The sequence below is a fragment of the Arthrobacter sp. K5 genome (assembly GCF_040448525.1).
In the GTDB taxonomy this organism is placed as follows: domain Bacteria; phylum Actinomycetota; class Actinomycetes; order Actinomycetales; family Micrococcaceae; genus Arthrobacter; species Arthrobacter globiformis.
Map to the genome: position 1 here is coordinate 1720452 of NZ_CP159279.1, position 21804 is coordinate 1742255.

Annotated in this window: 17 protein-coding genes and 2 tRNA genes; 6 read left to right on the forward strand and 13 right to left on the reverse strand. The window is 67.5% G+C overall.

Translation table 11 applies throughout. The features are described from left to right. Positions 1 to 60 precede the first annotated feature (60 nt). The 5 genes from ABRP34_RS07785 to ABRP34_RS07805 all read right to left on the reverse strand — a co-directional run bounded on the left by ABRP34_RS07785 (position 61) and on the right by ABRP34_RS07805 (position 5000). Complete coding sequence (locus ABRP34_RS07785; protein ID WP_353712767.1) at positions 61 to 1038, reverse strand: hypothetical protein; 978 nt, start codon at positions 1036 to 1038, stop codon at positions 61 to 63. Between the two features lie 325 nt (positions 1039 to 1363). Continuing rightward, positions 1364 to 1437 (reverse strand) — tRNA-Met (locus ABRP34_RS07790). A gap of 61 nt (positions 1438 to 1498) precedes the next feature. Then, positions 1499 to 1570: transfer RNA gene (locus tag ABRP34_RS07795), tRNA-Thr, on the reverse strand. 257 nt (positions 1571 to 1827) lie between these two features. After that, the gene (locus tag ABRP34_RS07800; RefSeq protein ID WP_353712768.1) at positions 1828 to 3921 is read right to left on the reverse strand and encodes a DEAD/DEAH box helicase; all 2094 of its coding nucleotides are present in this window, start codon (positions 3919 to 3921) and stop codon (positions 1828 to 1830) included. 425 nt (positions 3922 to 4346) lie between these two features. Then, positions 4347 to 5000 carry an MOSC domain-containing protein gene (locus ABRP34_RS07805; RefSeq protein WP_043419334.1) on the reverse strand — a complete coding sequence of 218 codons (654 nt, stop codon included), beginning with the start codon at positions 4998 to 5000 and terminating at the stop codon, positions 4347 to 4349. 196 nt (positions 5001 to 5196) lie between these two features. Here ABRP34_RS07805 and ABRP34_RS07810 point away from each other — a divergent pair, with 196 nt between their 5' ends. The 5 genes from ABRP34_RS07810 to ABRP34_RS07830 all read left to right on the forward strand — a co-directional run bounded on the left by ABRP34_RS07810 (position 5197) and on the right by ABRP34_RS07830 (position 11809). Then, positions 5197 to 5916 carry a Tat pathway signal protein gene (locus tag ABRP34_RS07810; RefSeq protein ID WP_353712769.1) on the forward strand — a complete coding sequence of 240 codons (720 nt, stop codon included), beginning with the start codon at positions 5197 to 5199 and terminating at the stop codon, positions 5914 to 5916. A gap of 2 nt (positions 5917 to 5918) precedes the next feature. After that, positions 5919 to 7139 carry a glutathionylspermidine synthase family protein gene (locus ABRP34_RS07815; RefSeq protein ID WP_353712770.1) on the forward strand — a complete coding sequence of 407 codons (1221 nt, stop codon included), beginning with the start codon at positions 5919 to 5921 and terminating at the stop codon, positions 7137 to 7139. Between the two features lie 13 nt (positions 7140 to 7152). Next, positions 7153 to 8676: an APC family permease gene (locus tag ABRP34_RS07820; protein WP_353712771.1), complete on the forward strand. Its 1524-nt coding sequence runs from the start codon at positions 7153 to 7155 to the stop codon at positions 8674 to 8676. An 88-nt stretch (positions 8677 to 8764) separates the two neighbouring features. Then, positions 8765 to 9985: an acyl-CoA dehydrogenase family protein gene (locus tag ABRP34_RS07825; protein WP_353712772.1), complete on the forward strand. Its 1221-nt coding sequence runs from the start codon at positions 8765 to 8767 to the stop codon at positions 9983 to 9985. Positions 9986 to 10195: 210 nt separating this feature from the next. Continuing rightward, on the forward strand, positions 10196 to 11809 hold the full coding sequence (locus ABRP34_RS07830; RefSeq protein ID WP_353712773.1) for a phospholipase D-like domain-containing protein: 1614 nt from the start codon (positions 10196 to 10198) through the stop codon (positions 11807 to 11809). A 29-nt stretch (positions 11810 to 11838) separates the two neighbouring features. Here ABRP34_RS07830 and ABRP34_RS07835 read toward each other — a convergent pair whose 3' ends face one another. The 8 genes from ABRP34_RS07835 to ABRP34_RS07870 all read right to left on the reverse strand — a co-directional run bounded on the left by ABRP34_RS07835 (position 11839) and on the right by ABRP34_RS07870 (position 20639). Continuing rightward, a complete protein-coding gene (locus ABRP34_RS07835; protein WP_353712774.1) occupies positions 11839 to 12582 on the reverse strand; it encodes an SDR family oxidoreductase in 744 nt (247 codons plus the stop codon). Further along, positions 12579 to 13982 carry a glycosyltransferase 87 family protein gene (locus ABRP34_RS07840; protein WP_353712775.1) on the reverse strand — a complete coding sequence of 468 codons (1404 nt, stop codon included), beginning with the start codon at positions 13980 to 13982 and terminating at the stop codon, positions 12579 to 12581. The genes ABRP34_RS07835 and ABRP34_RS07840 overlap by 4 nt, the downstream gene beginning before the upstream one ends. 89 nt (positions 13983 to 14071) lie before the next feature. Continuing rightward, positions 14072 to 15529: an MFS transporter gene (locus ABRP34_RS07845; protein WP_003804284.1), complete on the reverse strand. Its 1458-nt coding sequence runs from the start codon at positions 15527 to 15529 to the stop codon at positions 14072 to 14074. Then, positions 15526 to 16074 (reverse strand): helix-turn-helix domain-containing protein, encoded by a 549-nt coding sequence (locus ABRP34_RS07850; protein WP_353712776.1) that lies wholly within the window; start codon positions 16072 to 16074, stop codon positions 15526 to 15528. Before ABRP34_RS07850 ends, ABRP34_RS07845 begins: the two co-directional genes overlap by 4 nt. A gap of 39 nt (positions 16075 to 16113) precedes the next feature. Next, positions 16114 to 17436, reverse strand: a complete 1323-nt coding sequence (locus ABRP34_RS07855) for a glycosyltransferase family 87 protein (RefSeq protein ID WP_353712777.1) — start codon at positions 17434 to 17436, stop codon at positions 16114 to 16116. After that, positions 17433 to 18596, reverse strand: a complete 1164-nt coding sequence (locus ABRP34_RS07860) for a cystathionine gamma-synthase (RefSeq protein WP_314191628.1) — start codon at positions 18594 to 18596, stop codon at positions 17433 to 17435. The genes ABRP34_RS07855 and ABRP34_RS07860 overlap by 4 nt, the downstream gene beginning before the upstream one ends. Before the next feature lie 94 nt (positions 18597 to 18690). After that, positions 18691 to 20076: a cystathionine beta-synthase gene (locus ABRP34_RS07865; RefSeq protein ID WP_003804274.1), complete on the reverse strand. Its 1386-nt coding sequence runs from the start codon at positions 20074 to 20076 to the stop codon at positions 18691 to 18693. Between the two features lie 158 nt (positions 20077 to 20234). Next, positions 20235 to 20639 carry a VOC family protein gene (locus tag ABRP34_RS07870; RefSeq protein WP_003804272.1) on the reverse strand — a complete coding sequence of 135 codons (405 nt, stop codon included), beginning with the start codon at positions 20637 to 20639 and terminating at the stop codon, positions 20235 to 20237. 151 nt (positions 20640 to 20790) lie between these two features. Between ABRP34_RS07870 and ABRP34_RS07875 the strand changes: the two genes are divergently transcribed. Further along, complete coding sequence (locus ABRP34_RS07875; protein ID WP_353712778.1) at positions 20791 to 21801, forward strand: 3-methyladenine DNA glycosylase; 1011 nt, start codon at positions 20791 to 20793, stop codon at positions 21799 to 21801. The last annotated feature ends 3 nt before the right edge of the window (positions 21802 to 21804 follow it).

Consider the following 21804-nt stretch of genomic DNA (forward strand, 5'->3'; position numbering starts at 1 on the left):
CAAACAGCCGCGCACCCGAACAGCCCCGCACCGCCGCAATGGCAGTGCGGGGCTGTTTCGTCAGACCTCGAACATCCCGTAGACCCATATGTTCGCGGACGGCAGGGCGAGCTCGGACATGGGCACCCTCCGGGCGCCCGTGCGGGTCAGCCAGAACCTGTTGTCCTTGGTGGGGGTCTTGACCGGAATGCCGGCGTTGTCCACCAGGTAAAGGCTCGTGGACGTGGCGGAGATACCTTCCATGGAGGCCCGCTTGGTCAGGCTCCTCGACGTGACGGAGCCGCCGTAGGGCGAGGACATGGGTGCGTGCGTGCAGGTGATGAGGCCTGTGCTCTTGTGCATGGTTGTGGACGTGACCAGCCCGTTGAGTGACACCCAGGCCGAACCGTTCCACGAGACGTAGTCCCCCAACCCTGCGGGCTGCGAGGCCTGGATGGTGATGCTGTTCAGGCCGACGGACGCGCCCAGCTGGTAGCCGGCGGCAGACAGCGTCTCGTCGGCAACCACCACCACCGAGCTCACCTTCAGGCCGTCGAACCCCATCCTGATGGTGACCGACATGTCGTCCAGTGCATTTTCCGTCGATACCACCCCCACGGGCGTGTGCCGGTCGTCGTCGATCAGGGAGAACCCCAGTCCGCTGTTGCGGACTGCACAGGCCACCATCCGGTAGCGCCGGCCGTCCGTGCCGCGGACGATGCCCGTTTCATCTGCCTTGAGGTCCAGGGCGGCCTGCTGGGCGGCGGAAACCGGTTTGTCGGCGTCGGCCGTGTTGTCCACCTCCGAGAGTCCCACGTCGGCCTTGCTCAGGGCAGGGACGGTCTCAGGGGCAGGCTGCTCTGGGCTGACCGGCTGATCGGTGGCTGGCCCGGACGGGGTTGGAGCCGCCTCCGGCGACGGCACCGTTGGAACGGTTGTTGCCGATGCCGGCCCTGCGGTGACGGTGGCCAGGGCAAGCAGACCTCCGCCGGCCGCCGCGATCCGTCCCAGATTCAGAACCGCACGGCGCTCCAGGCCGCCTTCACCAAACCACTCCACTGTGTTCCCCCCACGGGCACCATTCTGCGGCCGGGGTGTGCACCTCGGCCGGTGATGCTGCCGAGCCTAGGAACGGAAGCTTGGAATTAGGCTGTGGCTGCCAGCCCTGGTTGGGGGGGGTGGCGCACAAACTGTGGGTCACGGAGCCAGCCCAAGATGGGGCACTTCGACACGGGACACGCCGGCCGTCGTCGTTAATTACGACGCCGGATCCCCCAAAGTGCCCCACGACGGCTTGGGCCGGGTGCCCCTGACCCAAAAACAGGGTCGGCGGCCAAAAACAAAAGCAGGCCAGGGGCTGAATGCCTCTGGCCTGCAGATTCGGTAGCGGTGGGGAGGCTCGATCTCCCGACCTCACGATTATGAGTCGTGCGCTCTAACCAACTGAGCTACACCGCCACGAATGAGAAAAACCTGTGTCAAGCCGGTCAAGACCGCCTTGACACAGGCCCTCATTCCGAGCCCCCCACCGGAATCGATCCGGTGACCTCGTTCTTACCAAGAACGCGCTCTACCACTGAGCTAGGGGGGCAACGAGTAAATACTCTACCGGAAGATTTGGCACTCAACAAATCGGCGGCGGAACGGGGCCACCAAGGTCTGAAAACCCCGGAAATACGGGCCTGGAGCGGGCCGCGGGCCGCTTGTGGAGGCCCCTCCAGGAGCTTTCAGGCCGCAGATGTGACGAAACGTACACACGGGCCAGGTGGGACGGGGTTAAACAGAAACAGGCCGGCTGATCAGCCGGCCTGTTTCTATTCGGATGCTTGGTTCATCACCAGGCGGTGATCACCACTTGCCCTTGCGGTTGAAGTCGCGGTGGCCGCCCTCGTTGCCGTGGCGCGGCTTGCGTGCGCCGTTGCCGTGACCGCCGAAGCGGGAGTCGCTCGACTGGCCGCGGTCGTCCGTGCCGATGCCGCGCTCGGAACGCTCGCTGTACGAACGGCCGCCGCGGTCGGCGGAGGAACGCTCGCCGTCGCTCTTGCGGAACTCCTTCTTGAAGCCGCCGCTGCCCTTGAAGTTGCCGCCGCGGCCGCCCTGGTAGCCGCCCCGGTCTCCGCGGTCGCCACGGTCACCGGAAGGCTTACGGCCGTTGTCCAGCTCGAGGTGGATCAGCTCGCCGCCGATCCGGGTGCGGGACAGGGCGCGCAGCTGCTCCTGGCTGAGGTCCGCCGGGAGCTCCACGAGGGAGTGGTCCGAGCGGATGTCGATTCCGCCGATCTGGGACGAGGAAATGCCGCCCTCGTTGGCGATGGCGCCCACGATGGAACCCGGCATGACACGCTGGCGGCGTCCCACGGCGATCCGGTAGGTGGCGTTGCCTTCGGTCAGGGCACGGGTCGGGCCGCGGGAGCCGAAGCCGTCCTTGGAGCGTTCGCGCTTCTGGAACTCGGGAGCTGCGGGCAGTTCCTTGACGAGGAGCGGCTGCCCGCCCTGCGCCATGACCGCCAGTGCCGCGGCGATTTCTGCCGCCGGCACCTTGTGCTCTTCCTCGTAGGAGGCGATGAGGTCGCGGAACATCGAAACGTCCTCGGACTCCAGGGTCTCCGTGATGCGCTCGGCGAACTTGCCCAGGCGCAGCGAGTTGACCGTCTCGGCGGTGGGCAGGTGCATCTGCTCCACCGTCTGGCGGGTTGCCTTCTCGATGGCGCGCAGCAGGTACTTCTCCCGCGGCGTCATGAACAGGATGGCGTCGCCGGCGCGGCCTGCACGGCCGGTGCGGCCGATGCGGTGCACGTAGGACTCGGTGTCGTGCGGGATGTCGTAGTTGACCACGTGGCTGATGCGCTCGACGTCGAGGCCGCGGGCGGCCACGTCGGTGGCGACCAGGATGTCGATCCGGCCTTCCTTCAGCGCGTCAACAGTGCGTTCGCGCTGCTGCTGCGGGATGTCGCCGTTGATGGCGGCAGCCTGGAAGCCCCGGGACTTCAGCTTGTCGGCGAGGTCCTCGGTGGCCATCTTGGTGCGCACGAAGGCGATGACGCCGTCGAACTCTTCCACCTCGAGGATGCGGGTCATCGCGTCGAGCTTGTGCGGGCCCATGACCTGCAGGTACCGCTGCTTGATGTTGGTGCCCGTGGAGGTCTTGGACTTCACGGAGATCTCGGCAGGGTTGTTCAGGTACTGCTTGGACATCCGGCGGATCTGGCTCGGCATGGTGGCCGAGAAGAGCGCTACCTGGCGGGATTCCGGGGTCTGCTGGAAGATCTGCTCGACGTCTTCCGCGAAGCCCATGCGCAGCATTTCGTCGGCCTCGTCCAGCACCAGGTACTGCAGTTCGGAGAGATCCAGGGAGCCCTTGGCGATGTGGTCGATGACGCGGCCGGGGGTGCCGACAACAACCTGGGCGCCGCGGCGCAGGCCGGCGAGCTGGGGGCCGTAGGCGGAGCCGCCGTAAACGGGGAGGACGGTGAAGTCATCGATGTGCTTGGCGTAGGAGGTGAAGGCCTCGGCAACCTGGAGCGCCAGCTCGCGGGTCGGGGCCAGAACCAGTGCCTGGGTCTTGCGGGACGGGCCGTTGAGGTCGTGGAGCTCGGCCAGGCGGGACAGTGCCGGTACTGCGAATGCTGCAGTCTTACCGGTGCCGGTCTGGGCGAGGCCCACGACGTCGCGGCCTTCAAGCAGCAGCGGGATGGTCGCCGCCTGGATGGGGGAAGGCTTTTCGTAGCCGACATCCTGCAGGGCTGCGAGGACACGGCCGTCGATGCCAAGGTCGGTGAAGCGGACGCCTTCTTCTTCCGGCTCTTCGGCCTTGGCGGAAGCGTCGGCCTTGGCGGGAGCGTCGGCAGCAGGCTCGGCTGCGGGGACAGCAGCCTCGGTGAATTCGAGGTTGGCGGTCTCAGCCGTCACCGTCTGGGTGGCGTCGTCGTGGTTTTCGGGCATAGGGAGATATTCCTCATCCATAGGGGGCCAGGCGGCACAACCCGAGGTGAGCGGAGCCGCAGTACATGTGCCGTGGTCGCCGGGCAAACATTGACCGGCCGGTCACTAGAAGTCCGGCGCTTTCGCAATCCCGTGGCAGGACTTCACACTGCATCTCTTGGCTGCTATCCCAGCAGTCTGTACAGCGTTTTCTTCAGCCGGCTCTCCCTATGAAACTGCCCGCATCACATTTGCGGGCCCCAACACTTGCCAGTCCTGCCTCAAAAATTGGGCAGGAATAAGGGATTTCCGGAGTGGGGGATATTTCAAGTGTAAAGCATGACGCGGCGCGCTAGCGAACCGAGGGGCCAGCAGGGGCGGTGAGCTTGCGCACACGCGGCATTTTCGCAGTAACCCGGCAGCGCCGCCGGGCCATCTCGGCCGTGCTAGCTCCCCACCCGCCGGAGCATCTTCTCGAACCGTTCGTGGTACTCGGGCTGCAGCCGGATTTCGCCGTCAGCCTCGGCGTCGCGCAGGGCTTCGATGGCGTCGACGTCGGGCTCGCTGAACCAGCGGCCGATGGTCACGCCGTGCTTGGGCACGAAGAGTCGGTGGATGTGGTCCCCTGCCTGCACGGAGCCGGTCTTGATGACGCGCAGGTAGGCACCCACCCGGCCTGCCGCCGTGAAGCGCTTGACCCACTGGGCCTCGTCCATGCGCCGCTGGAAGGTCGCACACGGAACACGGGGCGAGGTGACCTCAACCTCGACATCCAGCCCGATACGCCAGCGCTCACCGATGACAGCACCCGTGGTTTCGATCCCTGCCACGCGCAGGTTCTCACCGAAGATCCCCGGCGGCAGTTCGCGCTGCAGCTCACCGATCCAGTAATCGGCGTCGGCCTGGGAATAGGCGTAGAGCGCCTGGTCCTCTCCCCCGTGGTGGATGCGGCTGGCCTGGATATCGCCGTGCAAACCGAGCTTGTGAACCTTCACCGGCCCGTCCACGGGCCGCTTGTCGATGGCAGTGACGCCCACGCTTCCCTCGTCCGGAAGGAGCTGGTGGACCCGGCAAACGGCTAGAAGAGTGGCTGTGTGCATGGCACCAGTCTAGGTTCTCGGCCTGACCAGCGCCTTTGGTGATTCAAGCGGGAGTGCCGGGAGCGGAAAATATTCACCGCAGCACCTTCCAGCCACTAGGCTTGCTGCAGTATTTACCGGCGGGACGGACAGCCGGTTTCCGCCGGCCGCGGCCTAGAGTTCCGGCCACCAACAGCATGGAGCAGCAGGGGGAACCATGGACCCGGAGAAGGACCCGAGCAAGGACGCTGACAGGGGCCAAAACAACGACAGGTCCGGCCGGAACGACGACAGGTCCGGCGGGGACGCCCTTCCCGGGGGTCCGGCCAAGCCGCCGCCCTGGCAGGTTCCCAAGCCTGAGCTCCACCCCGAGCTGCTGACCCCCGGTCCACCGGGAGTGAAAGGCCCGGGAAAACCAGGCAAGGGAAAGGCCCGTACGGACACCCCGGGCAAAGCAACCCCGGGAGAAGGAACCCCGAATCAAACCGGCTTCCCCCAGCCCAGCCCCGTCTTCGATCCGTTCGCGCGTGACCGCGAGCGCGATGCGGCGGCCCGCAAGAAGCGGTCGCAGCGCCGCACGGTGGTGGTGGGCCTCGGTGTCACCGCACTCCTGGCAGGCACCATCACGGCGATCGTGGCGAGCAACGAGCAGGACCCTGACTACGCCCAGGTCTGCTTCAACGATGAGACCGGCCAGCGCGTCGAGGACACCCAATGCAACAGCTCGGCCGGGCGCGGGGGCGCCCTCTATGCCTGGTACTTCTATGCGCGCGGGGCCAGCGTTCCGGGCATCGGCCAGAACAGGACGGCCTATCCGAACTTCACCAGGACGGTGCCGCAGGGGGCCAAGACGGCCACGGGCTACAGCAGCAAGGGCGGCACGGTCAGCAGGGGCGGCTTCGGCAGCAGCTCCAAGGGCGGAAGCACGGGAGGCTAGACGTGAAGCGGTTACTCTCGGAGCCCCGCCCGGACTGGAAGCAGAAAATCGAGGAACAGGGCCTGGTCTTTTCCACCACCAGCCTTCCCGGCGGCAAGAAGATCGAGTACTGGAACGAGGCCGCCTACTACGAGTTCACCATGGACGAGGTGGAGGCGCTGGAAGTCACGGCCGAGGACATGCACAGGATGTGCCTGGAGGCCGCCAAGTTCCTGGCCACGGGCGCCATGGGCCCCATCGGCATCGGCCCCCAGGCGCTGGAGCTGGCCGCCGAGTCGCTGCAGGCCGGGGACCAGGACATCTATGGCCGCTTCGATTTCATCTATGACGGCCAGGGCGGCGCCGCCAAGATGCTTGAGTACAACGCGGACACGCCCACCGGCCTCATTGAGGCGGCAGTGGCCCAGTGGTTCTGGCTGCAGGACGTCTTCCCGGAGAAGGACCAGTGGAACGGCATCCACGAGGCACTGATCCGGCAGTGGAAGAAGCTGCAGTACCGCACGGGGATGAGCACCCTGCATGTGGCCCACTCCGAGGCCGAGGAGTCAGGCGAGGACTGGATGACAGCCGCGTACATGCGGGACGTGGCCAGCCAGGCGGGGTGGACCACCATCGGCATCAACATGTCGGACATCGGCTGGGACCCGAACCTGAAGCGGTTCGTGGACATGGACAACTTCATGATCAGCACCATCTTCAAGCTCTACCCCTGGGAGCTGATGATGAAGGAGCCATTCGGCCACCGTCTGCTGCAGCGCTCGCAGAATCCCCGCTGGGTGGAGCCGGCCTGGAAAATGCTGCTCTCCAACAAGGCGCTTCTGGCGGCCCTGTGGCATCTTTATCCGGACCATCCCAACCTGCTGCCCGCCTACCTCAATGATCCGGGGCCGCTGCGGGAGTGGGTTGCCAAGCCGCTGCACGGGCGCGAAGGCGACAACATCCGGATCCACGCCGAGGGCATCAGCCTGGAGAAGCCCGGCGGGTACGGCCGGGAAGGCTGGTGCTACCAGCAGTACCACTCCCTCCCGGACTTCGACGGCAGCCATCCGGTCCTGGGCCTGTGGGTGGTGGACGGCGAATCGGTGGGCTGCGGCATCCGCGAGTCCGACGGGCCGGTCACCGACTATTTTTGCCGCTTCGTCCCGAACACCATTGACGCGCCGGCGCCGCTGAGCGTCCAGGCGGCACAGGCCAACGCGAACAAGACAGGTATCGCCTTATGAGAACAGGTGCTCCATGAGAACCCGAACGACGACGGCGGCCGGCGGCGCCGGGGGCCAGCCCGGCGGTGCCGTTCCCGGCAAGGGACTCCGCGCCGGGATCCTGGACCTTGGCGACTCCGTGATGCTGGGCCTGGCCTCCACCGCCCCGGTGTACTCGCTGGCCGCGACGCTGGGACTGATTGTGGCCGTCAACGGGAACTGCACGCCGCTGATCCTGCTCCTCGGTTTCATCCCGGTGCTGTTCATCGCCTACGCCTTCCGCGAGCTCAACAGCGCCATGCCGGACTGCGGCACCACGTTCATCTGGGCCCGCCGGGCTTTTGGCCCGTGGGCGGGATGGCTGGGCGGCTGGGGCGTGGCCCTGGCCGGCGTCGTGGTCCTGGCCAATCTGGCGCAGGTGGCGGGCCAGTACCTCTGGCTCCTCATCGGCGACGGCTCCCTGGCGGGGAACAAGGCAGTGGTGACGGCCACCGGCGTCGTTTTCATCGCCTTCATGACCCTCGTGAACTACCGCGGCATCAGGCTGGGTGAGCACGTCCAGCGGACTCTGACGTACGTGCAGTACATCTCGCTGGGCATTTTCGCCGTGGCGATCATCCTGCGCATCGCGGGCCTGACCGGCGGGGCGCCGGCGGGCCAGCCGTTCGACGTCGAATGGTTCAACCCGGCCGGAGCGTTCGCCGACCCCGGCGCGGTGGTCCACGGCATCCTGCTGGCCCTGTTCATCTACTGGGGCTGGGACACCTGCCTGGCGGTTAATGAGGAAACCGAAAACCCTGCCACCACCCCCGGCCGTGGGGCGGTCATCTCGGCATTCGTGCTGGTGGCCATTTACGTCTCCGTAGCGCTGCTGGTGATGATGTACGCTTCCGTGGGAACAGAGGGCATCGGACTGGCCAACGCCGACAACCAGGAAGACGTGTTCCTGGCGATGAAGGACGTGGTGCTGGGTCCCTGGGGATGGCTGATCGTGGTGGCGGTGCTGGCATCAGTGCTCTCCTCCACCCAGACCACCATCCTGCCCACAGCCCGCGGCACCCTGTCCATGGGCGTCCACGGCGCCCTGCCGCCGAAGTTCGGCGAGGTCCATGAGCGCAACCAGACCCCCGGCTTCTCCACCCAGGTCATGGGCGCCGCGGCCATCGTGTATTACGTTGCCATGAGCTTCCTCAGCGAGAACCTGCTGTCCGATTCCATCAGCTCCATCAGCCTGTTCATCGCCTTCTACTACGCCCTCACCGGCTTTGCCTGCGCCTGGTACTTCCGGGACACCCTGCGCGCGTCTGCACGCAACCTGTGGTTCCGCGGAATTCTTCCGCTGCTCGGGGCGCTGCTGCTGACCGCGGCTTTCTTTATCTCTGCGGCGCAGATGTGGGACCCGGCCTACGGGAACACGCAGATCTTCGGCGTCGGCGGGGCCTTTGTCAGCGGCGTGGTGCTGCTGGCCCTGGGCGTGGTGCTGGCCGTAGTCTGCCGGTGCCTGCCGTCAACCCGCGGCTACTTCCTGGGCGGGACACGGGTTCCCTCGGGCCGGTAGCTCGGGTCGGTAGAAAGCGGCGCGCAGACCGGGGCACACCTTAGCCTGCAACCCGCGGCACGGAACCAGCGGCACGTAAGATGCTGCAATGAGCAATGACGCCCTTGATCCTGCGGAAGCTTCGGCCGAGTACGGTCTCCCGGACCCTTCGGATGTCCTGGCCCTGGATTCGCTGCTGGCCCCGGACGAACTGGCCCTGCGCCAACGGATACGGGACTTCACCGACCAGCAGATCCGTCCCGACATCGCGGACTGGTACGAGCAGGGCGTCTTCCCCATGCACCTGCCCGCGCAGCTGGGCGAGCTGGGCGTCCTGGGCATGCATCTGGAGGGCTACGGCTGCCCCGGCCGGTCCGCCGTGGAGTATGGCCTGGCCGCCATGGAGCTGGAGGCCGGTGATTCCGGAATCCGCACGTTCGTCTCGGTCCAGGGTTCACTGGCGATGAGCGCCATCCACAAATGGGGCTCGGAGGACCAGAAACAGGAGTGGCTCCCCCGGATGGCCGCCGGGGAGGTGATCGGCTGTTTCGCGCTGACGGAGCCGACGGCGGGCTCGGACCCGTCGTCGATGACCACGGCCGCGCGGCGGGACGGGACCGGCGAGGACGCCGGCTGGGTCCTGCACGGCGCCAAACGCTGGATCGGTCTCGCCTCCGTGGCCGACGTCATGGTGGTCTGGGCAAGGACCGACGACGGCGTCCGCGGTTTTCTCGTACCTGCCGGCACGGAGGGCGTCACCGCCGCGCCGATCGGGCGGAAACTGTCCATGCGCGCCTCGATCCAGTGCGATGTGACGTTCGACGGCGTCCGGCTGGGTCCGGAAGCGCTGCTGCCGGGTGCGCGGGGACTGAGCGGCCCGTTCAGCTGCCTCAACGAGGCCCGGTACGGCATTGCCTGGGGTGCCATGGGTGCGGCCCGCGACTCCTATGAGGCGGCGCTGCGGTATTCGATGGAGCGGCTGCAGTTCGGCAAGCCGCTGTCCGGGTACCAGCTGACGCAGGAGAAGCTCGTCAACATGCTGGTCGAGGTTCAGAAGGGCACCATGCTCGCGTTGCAGCTGGGTCGGCTCAAGGACTCAGGGCGGCTCCGCCCGGAGCAGATCTCCCTGGCCAAGCTGAACAACGTCCGCGAGGCCATCACGGTGGCGCGGGAGGCCCGGACCATCCTGGGCGGCAACGGCATCACGCTCGACTATTCTCCCCTGCGGCACGCGGCCAACCTCGAGTCGGTGCGCACCTATGAAGGAACGGACGAGGTGCACACCCTGATCCTCGGCCAGCACATCACGGGCCTCCCGGCGTTCCGGTGACCCGCTGGTTGAGCTTGCCGAAACCGAGGTGGACACCCCTGATCTCAACAAGCTCGATCAGGGCGGCCGAACCCGTTAATCTCGACAAGCTCGATCTCCGGGCACCCCGGGAAGGTTTGACTCTCGCCCCGGCCGCATGGCCGGGGGCATACTGGGCACATGGCTGACGCTGACGATTTCCCGGCCTTGGGAAGGACCGAGGAACATCGGGTGGACAGTAGTGCTGGTGCCTGGTTCTTGAGTGGTGCTGAGCGGGGAAATTCAGCCACCGTCGTGCACGCGGGCGGTGCCGGATCGCCGTCCTGGTCGGAGGGCAACCGCGTGCGGCCCCTGATTCATGGGGCGACCTACTTCGCGCGGCTGCATGAGGAGCTGTCGGCTCTGCAAGCGGGAGACCGTGTGTGGTTCACCGACTGGCGAGGCGATTCCGACGAGCGGCTGACGGCGGACGGACCGACGATCGGTGAGTTGCTGGCTCGGTTAGCCAAAGCGGGCGTGGAAGTGCGCGGCCTGATCTGGCGATCCCACGGGGAGCGCGTGTCTGCCCCGATGAGTTGGCGGTCCAACGAGCTCCTCAGCCGCCAGATCAACGACGCCGGCGGGGAGGTGCTGTTGGATCAGCGTGTGCGCCTCTTCGGCTGCCATCACCAAAAACTGGTCGTCATCCGCCGGCGTGACGACCCGTCGCGGGACGTCGCCTTTGTGGGCGGAATCGACCTTTCCCACAGCCGCCGGGACGATGCCGACCACAGGGGCGACCCGCAGGCGGTGGCCATGGATTCCAGGTACGGGAAGCGACCCCCGTGGCACGATGCCGCCGTCGAACTGCGTGGCCCGGTGGTGGCAGACGTGCTGGAATTGTTCGCCGAACGGTGGAATGACCCCCATCCCCTGGACCATCGCACTCCTTACCGGATGCTGCTGCAACGTCTGGCCGACATGCCCCGGCACCCCGAACCGCTCCCGGCCACTGCGCCGCCACCGCCACCTGCGGGACCGCATGCAGTGCAGCTGCTGCGCACCTACGGCATGAAGCACCCGCCGTTCCCGTTCGCGCCCAACGGTGAGCGGAGCATCGCCCGGGCCTACACGAAAGCCTTCTCCCGTGCCCGCTCGCTGATCTATATCGAGGACCAGTACCTGTGGTCGGAAGAGGTCGCGGCCGGAATCGCAGCGGCCCTCGAACGTAACCCCGAGTTGAATGTGATCGCCGTCGTGCCCCGCTACCCGGACTCTGACGGTGTTCTCGGGGGGCCGCCCAAGCGGGTCGGGCAGATGCGTGCCATCAGCAGGATGCGCCAAGTTGCGCCCGACAGGGTGGGGATCTTTGATCTGGAGAACAGCGCCGGAACACCGATCTATGTCCATGCCAAGATCTGCATCATCGACGACATCTGGTTCACCTGCGGATCGGACAACTTCAACCGTCGGTCCTGGACCACCGACAGCGAGCTCACCTGCGCCGTGATCGACACTTCTGCCGGTCATGGGGAACCGCCCGCCGCAGACACGGGCCCCGGCGGTTCCCGGCCGCTGGCCTACGGGCTGCGGCTCCAACTCTGGGCCGAACACCTTGGCCTGGACCAGAATGACCCTCAGCTCCAAGACCCCGCGGCCGGGCTCAAAATCTGGAACGCCGCCGCCGACGCCCTGGACCAGTGGCACAAAACCGGCCGCCGCTCGCCCCGTCCCAAGGGGCATGCGCGGCACCACATTACAGAACCCGTGCCGCCCCTTCAGCGTCTCTGGGCGGACGCGGTAAACCGCCTTGTAGTGGACCCGGACGGCCGCCCACGCCGGATGCGCGGCTCCACCCCGTTCTAAGCGAGCCCGTGCAGGGGTGTGCCGGCATGTCAGGCGGAGAACCCGCCGTCGGCCTTGATGAGCTGACCGGACACCCAGCGGCCGGCCGGGGACAGCAGGAAAGCCACCGTTCCCGCCACGTCCGCGGGGGTGCCCAGCCTGCCGCCGGGCTGGTGCCGGGCCAGCCCTTCGCGGGTTTCGTCATCCATCCAGCCGGTGTCCACGGGCCCGGGATTCAGCACATTGGCGCTGACGCCCCGCGGCCCGAGTTCCCGGGCTGCGGCGATCACGATCCGGTCCAGCGCCCCTTTGGACGCCCCGTACGGCAGGTTGAACGCGGTGTGGTCACTGGTCAGCGCAACGATCGCGCCGCCGTCGTCCGTTGCCTGCTGCGCGAAGGCGCGGATCAGCTGCCAGCTGGCCCGGGTATTCACGGCGAAATGCCGCTCGAAGCTTTCGAGGGTGGTGTCCAGGACGCCCGAGTCGACGGATTCGGCATGGCTGAGCACCATCCCGTGCAGCGTTCCTGCCTGCGCGGCCACCTCTGCCATGAGCCGGTCCACGGCAGCCGGGTCCTGAAAGTCGGCGGGCAGCGCCACCACCCTGGAGCCGATGGCCTCCAGTTCTGCGGTGAGCCGGCCGACGTCGTCCGGCTGGATTCCCCAAGGCATGCGGGAGTCGTAGTCCTGCCAGTAGGTCAGGACCAGGTCCCAGCCGTCGGCGGCCAGCTGGCGGGCGATCCCCGCGCCGATTCCGGCGAGCCGCCCGACGCCGGTGACCAGTGCCGTGCTCATTCCGCCAGCTCCGCCACGGCGTCGCGCCGGAGGACCACGAGCCAGCACACCATGATGGCGAGCGCGCAGAACACACCGGCGCTGGACGCCATGATCCACGGCACCGGCGTCTGAAGGTCAAGGTTGCCGGCGCCAAGGGCCGTGCCGATGGTCTTCGGCGAGAACAGGAACACCACCGTGGACACGCCCAGGACGGTTCCCATCACCCAGCGCGACAGCCGGTGCCGCTGCGGAGTTTCGCGCAGCGTCCAGGCGAAGGCCGGAAGCACTGCCGCCATCCAGACCCAGTGGTGCGACCACGAGACTGGGCTGACCAGGAGCATGGTGAGTGCCGTGGCGGATATGGCCACCACCCTGGCGCCCTGCCGGCTGGCGGCCCTGATGAGGGCCGCGCCCAGACCCACAACGAGCAGGTCCAGGAGCAGCCAGGGCACCGTCACGGCGTCCGCAGGAACCCCGAAGTGGAGCAGGGCGCCCTTGATGGAGAGGTTGTCAACGTAGCCGGCGCCGCCAATCCGGGACGTGTCGGGAAGGATCTCCAGCCAGAATCTGAGGGACTCGGCGGGGCGGAGCACCCAGCCGAGCAGCACGGTGAAGGCAAAGCCGGCGCCCATGTTCAGCAGTCCTCGCCAGTCCTTCCGCACGAGGAAATACAGGCCGAATACCAGCGGCGTGAGCTTGATGCCGGCTGCCACGCCCACCAGGAAGCCGCTGCCGGGCAGAGCGTTCCGCCAATGCGGGCTGCGGGACAGCAGGTCCGCCGTCATCAGTCCCAGCAGCAGGATGTTGATCTGGCCGAAGACCAGGGTCTCGCGCCACGGGCCCAGATTCAGGACAGCCAGGAAAACCACGACGGCGCCCAGCCGGTTCACCGCAGACCGGAAGGTCGGGGAGCCGAAGGTGCTGCGCCAGCTGGGCTTGCTGTTCCAGTAGCGGACACCGAGCGCCGCCACCCAGGCGGCCACCGCCACTCCGGCGGCGTTGAACAGCAGCAGCGCAGTGGCCTGCGGCAGGTTGGCGAGCAGGCTGAACAGGAGTGCCGCAAAGGGCGGGTAGGTGAAGGGCAGTTCCGGCCCGCCAGCCCAGTTCACCGTCGGCTGGTAGAGGCCCGACGGCGAGAGGCCGGCGTCGTTGAGGATCTTGCCGCCGTACCAGTAGACGCTGAAGTCCAGGCCTTTGTCGCCCCAGGCATCCAGCCGGGAGGCAACGAAGACGGCGGCGCCCACCACGGCCAGAAGGAACACCAGCTCGACGGCGGCCACCGCGGGCCAGCGGCCGCGGAGCCGGAGCCCCGAAGGCAGCCGTTGCCCGGAAGTCGGCCCAGGCTCCGCCGTCTGATCGGGCCCTCCGGGACTCCCGGCGGGTCTGTCGGTCTTTGTTCGGGCAGTAGGCAGTGCCATGCAGTGTCCCCCAGATGTAGTCCGGCAGTGAGCGCCTCCGGGACGCGTAGCGCGTTCTGCCGCAAGAGCCGCGCCCGAGGGCGTCCCGCTCAGTCTACTGAAGCAACTGCCACTGCTGCGGGCTTTCGTCCTCCGGCGTCCTTGCGGATGGTCGCGCTGATGACTGCTGCGATGGTGCACATCGCGGCGGCGCCCAGCCAGGCATACGTGTAGTGGCCGGTGGCGTCCCGGATGGCCCCGGCGGCCAGCGCGGCTGCGGCGGCACCCAGCTGGTGCGCCGCGAAGACCCAGCCGAACACCACGCTGCCGTCGGCGCCGAACACCTGGCGGCAGATCGCGGCGGTGGGCGGAACCGTGGCTACCCAGTCCAGCCCGTAGATCACGACGAACACGATCATGCTGGGCTGGACCGAGGAGCCCAGCAGCAGCGGCAGCACCAGGAGCCCGATCCCGCGGAACTGGTAGTACACGGCAAGCAGGATCCGAGGGTTGAACCGGTCGGTCAGCCAGCCGGAGGCGATGGTGCCCAGGATGTCGAAGATCCCGACGACGGCGAGCAGGCCTGCGGCGGTGGTTTCCGGCATGCCGTGGTCGTGGGCGGACGGGATGAAGTGGGTGCCGATGAGTCCGTTCGTCGTAGCGCCGCAGATGGCGAACCCGGCAGCCAGCGCCCAGAATGTGCGCACCCTGCTGGCACGCCTGAGGACCTGCAGTGCCCGGACGGCGGCGTTGCGGCGCGGTTCGGCAGCCTCCCCGGAACCGGCGCTGCTGTTCCCGGCCCCGGCAGGGTCCGCCTCCGTCCTCGCGTCGGCGGCCGGTTCGTCGGCCCCGTAAGGCAACGCCCCGACGTCGGCCGGTGAGTTTTTCAGGAATTTCAGCACCAGCGGAACCACGGCCAGCGCCCCGGCGGCGATGAGCAGCGACGCCTGCCGCCATCCCGGGTCCTGGGCGAGCATCGCGATGAACGGCAGGAAGACCAGCTGGCCGGCGGCGCTGCCTGCGGTCAGGATGCCGATCACCAGGCCGCGGCTCTTGGTGAACCAGGTGTTGGCGATGGTCGCCGCGAACACCAGCGCCATGGAGCCCGTGCCCAGTCCGATCAGCAGGCCCCAGGTGAGGAGGATCTGCCAGGACTGGTTGACCAGCACGGTCAGGGCGCTGCCGGCGCCGATCAGTCCGAGGGCGACGGCGGTGACGGCCCGGATGCCGAACCGTTCCATGAGGGCCGCGGCGAACGGAGCCGTGAGGCCGAACAGCACCAGGTTGATGCTTACCGCGGACGACAGCACCGTGGTGGACCAGCCGAACTCCTGCTGCAGCGGCACCATGAGCACGCCGGGCGCGGCACGGAACCCGGCGGCACCGACGAGCGCCAGGAACGCCACCGCCGCCACGGCCCACGCCGGGTGAAGGCGCCGCCGTTTCTTCGGCCGCTCCTCGGGATTCTTCGACCCCGCTTCTGGAGTTTTTGTACAGATACCGTCCTCTACGGCCCCTTCAGGGCGCGATACCTGTACGAAAACTCCGGGGTCCTCGGGGGTGGTCATGCGGCTGTTCCTTCTTCTTCGCCGCCTTTTACGCGGGTGGCCGGTGTGTCGGTTGGCTGGGGCGCAGTTGCCAGCGGGAGCGGCGCGCTGCTGCGGGACAGGCTGTGCCAGCTGGTGTTCTCCGCGGTGAGGCGTTCCCCGCAATCGGTGCAGGTGTCAGCCGAGCCCGTGCGCTGCCCGCAGGTGGCGTGGACAACGTACATGTGGGCCTGCTCCGACGGCGCCTGCAAATGCTTTTCGGACCAGATCACGACGGCGTTGAGCACCGGCAGGGCGTCTTCACCTTTGCTGGTGAGGACGTATTCCTGGCGGGTGCGTCCGCCGTCGTCGTAGGGCTGCTTGGCCAGCAGTCCGGACTCCACCAGGGAGGCAAGCCGCCGGGTGAGGACGGAGTCAGCCACCTGGAGGCGCGTTTTCATCGCGTCGAAGCGGCCGTTGCCAAAGAAGACCTCGCGGAGGACCAGCATGCCCCAAGGGTCACCGAAAATGTCCAGGCCGCGGGCCATGCTGCATTTGCGCTGGGACCAGTCGGAGCGGAGAGCCATGCTGCGACCATAGCTGACTTTCTTGAAGAAAGCTAGCCTCTAGCGGTGCTGCCGGATCCCCGTCCGCGAGGGCCGGTACGCGGCGGCCCAGTACACGAGGAGCGCCACACCGCTCACCACGCCCAGGCTGGAGACCATCAGCGGCCACTGCGTCTGTGGGTTCACGCCCCACACCTCGGCCCCGGCCGCCATGGCGAGGTCCTTGGGTGCGAGGTAGAAGGCCACGGCCGAGGCCGCCACCACCATCCAGCCGCCCAGCCGCATCAGGCCGGTCCGGGAGGGAACGCGGTGCATGGCGAAGGCCATGGACGGCAGTGCCACCGCGATCCATACCCAGTGATGGGACCACGAGACGGGACTGACCAGGAGCATGAGCACTGCAGTCGCGGACACCGCCACGAAGTTTTCCTCCACGGCCACGGCCCACCTGATCACCAGCGCAGTGAGTCCGGCCAGGGCCAGCGCGAGCACCAGCCAGAGCAGGCTGGTGGATCCCGAGTCCGGCAGTCCGGCGTGGAGCAGCAGCCCCTTCAGCGACAGGTTGTCCACGTACCCCGGATCGCCGATGCGCCCGGTGTTGGGCAGAATTTTGGTCCAGAACGTCACGGACGCCAGCGGCAGGGCGGCCCATGCCACGGCGATGGAGCCGAGGAACCCGGCCGCCATCCAGCCCAGGGCCTTGAAGTCACGGCGCACCAGAAAGTACAGACCGAATGCGAGCGGTGTCAGCTTGATCCCGGCAGCGACGCCGATCAGCAGGCCGGCCGGCCAGCGGATCTCATCTGCCCGGGCTTTTCCGTGCAGGGCGAAGTCGGCCAGGATCAGGCCCATCAGGATGATGTTGATCTGCCCGAAGACGAAGGTGTCACGCCACGGTCCCAGCAGCACGATGGCCCCGGTCCCGGCCAGCGCCACGGTCCGGAACCGCCAGTCCGCGAAGGCGTCCCGCCAGCGGGTCATTCCGAAGTAGTGCCGCGCGAGCCAGGCCGAAACCACCGCGGCTCCGCCGAGCGCGGCCCAGATGAAGAGCTGCCCGCTTTGGCCCAGGCTCATGGTGGCCAGGCCGGCGAACAGCATCGCGGCAAACGGCGGATAGGTGAACGGCAGGCCGTCGCGGGGCGCGTACAGTTCGCTGATGCCGGCCTCGCCGCTCTGCAGCACCTTGGTGCCGCCGTAGTAGTAGACCTCGAAGTCGTTCATGGCCGGGGCGTACCCTGCGTACAGCCACACCAGGGCGAGGACGGCGGCGGCAGCACCGCCCGCCGTCGCGAGCCAGCCAAGGACTTGCCTACGTGCGTTGCCCTTGCCGCCGGTCTCCTGCCGGGTGCCGGCCCCTTCCTGCGTCTGCGGGGAGGCCGTCACTGGATGTGCGTGAAGGCTTGCTCAAGGTCGGCGATGAGGTCCTCGACGTCCTCGATGCCGCAGGAGAGCCGGATCAGATTCACGGGGACTGCCAGTTCGGTGCCCTTGACCGAGGCGTGGGTCATCTCCGAGGGGTAGTTCATCAGCGATTCGATGCCGCCCAGCGATTCAGCCAGGGTGAAGACCGACGTCGATTCGGCCACCTTGCGTGCAGCGGCCTCGCCGCCCTTGAACTGTACGGAGATCATGCCGCCGAACTTCTTCATCTGCTTCCTGGCCAGCTCGTGGCCGGGGTGCGAGGGCAGGCCCGGGTACAGGACCGCTTCCACCTCGGGCCGCTCGAGGAGCCATTCGGCCACGGCCTGGGCGTTGTCGCTGTGCCGGTCCATGCGCACGCCCAGGGTCTTGAGCCCGCGCGTGGTGAGGAAGGCGTCCATCGGGCCGGAGACGGCACCCACGGCGAACTGCACGAAGCCGATCTTCTCGGCCAGGCCGGCGTCCTTGACCACGATTGCACCGCCCACTACGTCGGAGTGGCCGCCGATGTACTTGGTGGTGGAGTGGACCACGACGTCGGCACCCAGGTCGAGCGGGGTCTGCAGGTAGGGCGACGCGAAGGTGTTGTCGACGATCAGGAGGGCCCCGGCGTCGTGCGCCACCTTGGCGAGTGCCTCGATGTCGGTGATCTTCATCATCGGGTTGGACGGTGTTTCCACCCAGACGAAGCGTGTCTTGTTGGCGGCAACCGCAGCCTGAACGGCGTCGAGGTCGGACATGTCGACGGGGGTGTTGCCGATCCCCCACTCGCCCAGCACGCGGCTGATCAGCCTGTAGGTTCCGCCGTAGGCGTCGTTGCCGAGCACGATGTGGTCGCCGGGCCGCATCAGGGCGCGGATGAGCGAATCCTCGGCCGCGAGTCCCGAGCTGAAGGAGTAGGCGTGGGTGCCGCGCTCGAGCGCCGCGAGCTGTTCCTGCAGGGCGTCGCGGGTGGGGTTCCCGCCGCGGCCGTATTCATAGCCGTCGCGCAGTCCGCCGATGCCATCCTGGGCGTAGGTGGAGCTGAAGTGCAGCGGCGGAACCACGGCGCCGGTGCGCGGCTCGAAGGCCTGGCCGGCGTGCACGGCACGGGTGTTGAATCCTTGGTTCTCAGAGACAGGCATGGGGATTTCCTTTCGGCGTGAAACCGCTGATCGAGCGTGAAAACCGCTGATCGAGCCAGTCGAGGTCCAGGTTTCGACAGGCTCAACCACCGGGTCAGTTGCTGAGGTAGGCGAGGAGGTCGTGGCGGGTCAGGATGCCGATGGGGGCGCCGACGAAGGTCACCATCACGGTGTCGACGTCGGAGAGGAGCTCGCGGGCGGCGGAGATGGTTTCGAGCGAGCCGATCACGGGAAGCCGCTCCCCCATGTGTTCGGAGATCTTGTCCGTCAGCTTTGCCTCGCCGCGGAACAGCTTGGACGTGAGGCTCCGCTCGTCCACGGCGCCCAGCACTTCGCCCATGACCACCGGCGGTTCCTGCGACAGGACCGGGATATGGGAGACGCCGAACTCGTTCATGATGTTGATGACGTCGCGGACCGTTTCGTTCGGGTGGATGTGCACCAGCTCCGGGAGTTCCCCGGTCTTGGACTTGAGCACCTCGCCCACTGAGGATTCCTCGCCGCCGGAGAGGAAGCCGTAGGAACGCATCCACTGGTCGTTGAAGATCTTGGCCAGGTAGCCGCGGCCTGAATCCGGCAGGATAACCACCACTACGGCGTCTTCGGGCAGGTCCCTGGCAACCCGCAAGGCAGCCACCACGGCCATGCCGGAGGAGCCGCCCACCAGCAGGCCCTCCTCGCGGGCAAGCCGCCGGGTCATCTCAAAGGAGTCGGCGTCGCTGACGGCGAGGACCTGGTCCGGGACCGCCTTGTCGTAGTTGGCCGGCCACATGTCCTCGCCCACGCCCTCAACGAAGTAGGGGCGCCCGGTGCCGCCTGAGTAGACAGAGCCTTCGGGATCGGCACCGATAATCCTGACCCGGCCGCCGTCGGACTCCGGACGGTCCGCCGAGACCTCCTTGAGGTAGCGGCCCGTGCCGGTGATCGTGCCGCCGGTGCCGGCGCCGATGACGCAGTGCGTCACCTTGCCGTCGGTGTCCCGCCAGATCTCGGGGCCGGTGGTCTCGTAGTGGCTCCGCGGCGCCGCGGGGTTGGAGAACTGGTCCGGCTTGTACGCGCCGGGGATCTCGGTGACCAGGCGGTCGGACACGCCGTAGTAGCTCTGCGGGCTGTCAGGTTCGACGGCGGTGGGCGTCACCACCACTTCGGCGCCGTAGGCCTCCAGGACAGCGCGTTTGTCCTCGCCCACCTTGTCCGGGACCACGAAGATGCACTTGTAGCCCTTTTGCTGCGCCACGAGGGCAAGGCCGACGCCGGTGTTCCCGGACGTGGGCTCGATGATGGTGCCGCCGGGCTTGAGCTTGCCGTCGCGCTCGGCTTCCTCGACCATTTTCGCTGCGATCCGGTCCTTGATGGATCCGCCGGGGTTCACGTATTCCAGCTTCACCAGGACGGTGGCCTTGATGCCCTCGGTGACGTGATTGAGCTTGATCAGCGGGGTGTTGCCGATGAGGTCCAGGACAGACTGGGCGTACTTCATGGGTACCAACTTACCGTCTTGGACCGCGCGGTTGTCCCGGCTGCGTCCGGCGCGAAGATTGGGCGGTCTGGCCCCAAGAATACCGAAGAATATGCGGAGCGATCTTCTGCCGGGCGCCCCTGCGGCTGTTTCTGCCATGCTCGCGCCCGGGTTCCCGGTCAGCCGGTAGCACCGCCGGCATCAGCGGGAAGGTTCTCCCACAGCCCCAGGATATTGCCCTCGGTGTCCTTAAAGTACGCGTAGTGGCCCATGCCCGGGATGGTCTCCTTCGGCTTCACCACCGAACCGCCCAGCTGCTCAACCGTGCGCAGCGTCGCGTCGATGTCCTCAACGTCCACGGTGATGACGGGCGAGGTCAGCTCCCCGTCCCTGGCCATCATGCCGCCATTGATGGCGCCCGGCTCGGTGGGCCTGCCGCTCTTTTCGTCCATCGGCGTGGTGATCACCACGTTGTAGTCCATCTCCGGCATGGGGTCGATCCGCCAGCCGAGGGCCTGATTGTAGAAGTTTCTCGCCCGGTCCTGGTCGTCCGCGGGGATTTCGAAATGCACTACTCCACCCATTGCGATCACCTACAACTCGAAGAAAGTAGCGCGGCCGCCCCGCGCCACACAGGGGATTCTAGTCCTGCCGAAGGCGCGGGATAAGGGCCCCGGAAAAGCTTGCCGGCAGCCCGGCGGCAGGTTTGTCAGCACGGCGTGGGACGATGTTTGCATGACCATTGCTGACGCCCCTGCCCGGCTGGCCGCCGCGGCGGACGCGTCCCTCAGGTGGCATCCGGGCGGCCCGTATGACCTGCACCGGACCCTGGGCATTCTGATGCGCGGCAACGGCGACCCCTCCTTCTCCTCGCGGCCGGACGGGCTGTGGATGGCGTTCACGACGCCTGAGGGCCCGGTGACGCTGCGGCTCACCCTGACGGATGAACGCGCCGGCGGCAGGCCCGGAGACCGGGCCGCTGTTGGCCCCTGCGTCGATGCCCAGGCCTGGGGTCCCGGGTCAGGTGCCGCCGTCGCAGTCGTTCCGCGGCTCCTCGGCGGGGCTGACGACTGGTCCGCGTTTGACGAGCCTTCCTTCGCAGCGACACTCCCGCACATGGTCCGTGAGGCCCGGCGCCGGAACCCAGACGTCCGTCTTCCTTCCACCGGGCGGATGGTGGACTCGCTCGTGCCCACCATTCTGGAGCAGAAGGTCACCGTTATTGAGGCGCGGCGGGGTTTCCGCTACCTGATGTACCGACACGGAACGGCCGCCCCGGGCTCCGGCACCATCGCGCCTCCCGGACTGCTGGTCCGGCCCACCGCCGAGGGGTGGCTCCGCATTCCGTCCTGGGAGTGGCACAAGGCGGGGGTCGGCCCGCAGCGCTCGGCGACCGTGATGCGCGCCCTGCGCTCCGCCGTCGCGCTTGAACGGCTGGCCTCCCTCCCCGCGGCGGAAGCAGCCGCCAAGATGCAGACCATCCCGGGAATCGGGGTGTGGACGGCCGCCGAGGTGGTGCAGCGGACGCACGGCTGCCCCGACTCCATCGCGGTGGGCGATTACCACCTGGCTGCATACGTTGGCGCGGCCCTGACCGGACGGCGGACGGACGACGCCGGCATGCTGGCTCTGCTGGAACCGTGGACAGGGCACCGGCAGCGGGTGGTCCGCATGCTCGGCCTGAGCGGCTTCCGTAAGCCCACCTTCGGCCCGCGGATGACCATCCAGGACCACCGCGGCCACTGAATC

Excerpts from the sequence above, each read along its gene's own strand:
- ABRP34_RS07800 (WP_353712768.1), bottom strand. The coding sequence starts at position 3,921 with ATGCCCGAAAACCACGACGACGCCACCCAGACGGTGACGGCTGAGACC.
- ABRP34_RS07805 (WP_043419334.1), bottom strand. The coding sequence starts at position 5,000 with ATGCACACAGCCACTCTTCTAGCCGTTTGCCGGGTCCACCAGCTCCTT.
- ABRP34_RS07810 (WP_353712769.1), top strand. The coding sequence starts at position 5,197 with ATGGACCCGGAGAAGGACCCGAGCAAGGACGCTGACAGGGGCCAAAAC.
- ABRP34_RS07820 (WP_353712771.1), top strand. The coding sequence starts at position 7,153 with ATGAGAACCCGAACGACGACGGCGGCCGGCGGCGCCGGGGGCCAGCCC.
- ABRP34_RS07825 (WP_353712772.1), top strand. The coding sequence starts at position 8,765 with ATGAGCAATGACGCCCTTGATCCTGCGGAAGCTTCGGCCGAGTACGGT.
- ABRP34_RS07835 (WP_353712774.1), bottom strand. The coding sequence starts at position 12,582 with ATGAGCACGGCACTGGTCACCGGCGTCGGGCGGCTCGCCGGAATCGGC.
- ABRP34_RS07840 (WP_353712775.1), bottom strand. The coding sequence starts at position 13,982 with ATGGCACTGCCTACTGCCCGAACAAAGACCGACAGACCCGCCGGGAGT.
- ABRP34_RS07845 (WP_003804284.1), bottom strand. The coding sequence starts at position 15,529 with ATGACCACCCCCGAGGACCCCGGAGTTTTCGTACAGGTATCGCGCCCT.
- ABRP34_RS07850 (WP_353712776.1), bottom strand. The coding sequence starts at position 16,074 with ATGGCTCTCCGCTCCGACTGGTCCCAGCGCAAATGCAGCATGGCCCGC.
- ABRP34_RS07860 (WP_314191628.1), bottom strand. The coding sequence starts at position 18,596 with ATGCCTGTCTCTGAGAACCAAGGATTCAACACCCGTGCCGTGCACGCC.
- ABRP34_RS07865 (WP_003804274.1), bottom strand. The coding sequence starts at position 20,076 with ATGAAGTACGCCCAGTCTGTCCTGGACCTCATCGGCAACACCCCGCTG.
- ABRP34_RS07870 (WP_003804272.1), bottom strand. The coding sequence starts at position 20,639 with ATGGGTGGAGTAGTGCATTTCGAAATCCCCGCGGACGACCAGGACCGG.
- ABRP34_RS07875 (WP_353712778.1), top strand. The coding sequence starts at position 20,791 with ATGACCATTGCTGACGCCCCTGCCCGGCTGGCCGCCGCGGCGGACGCG.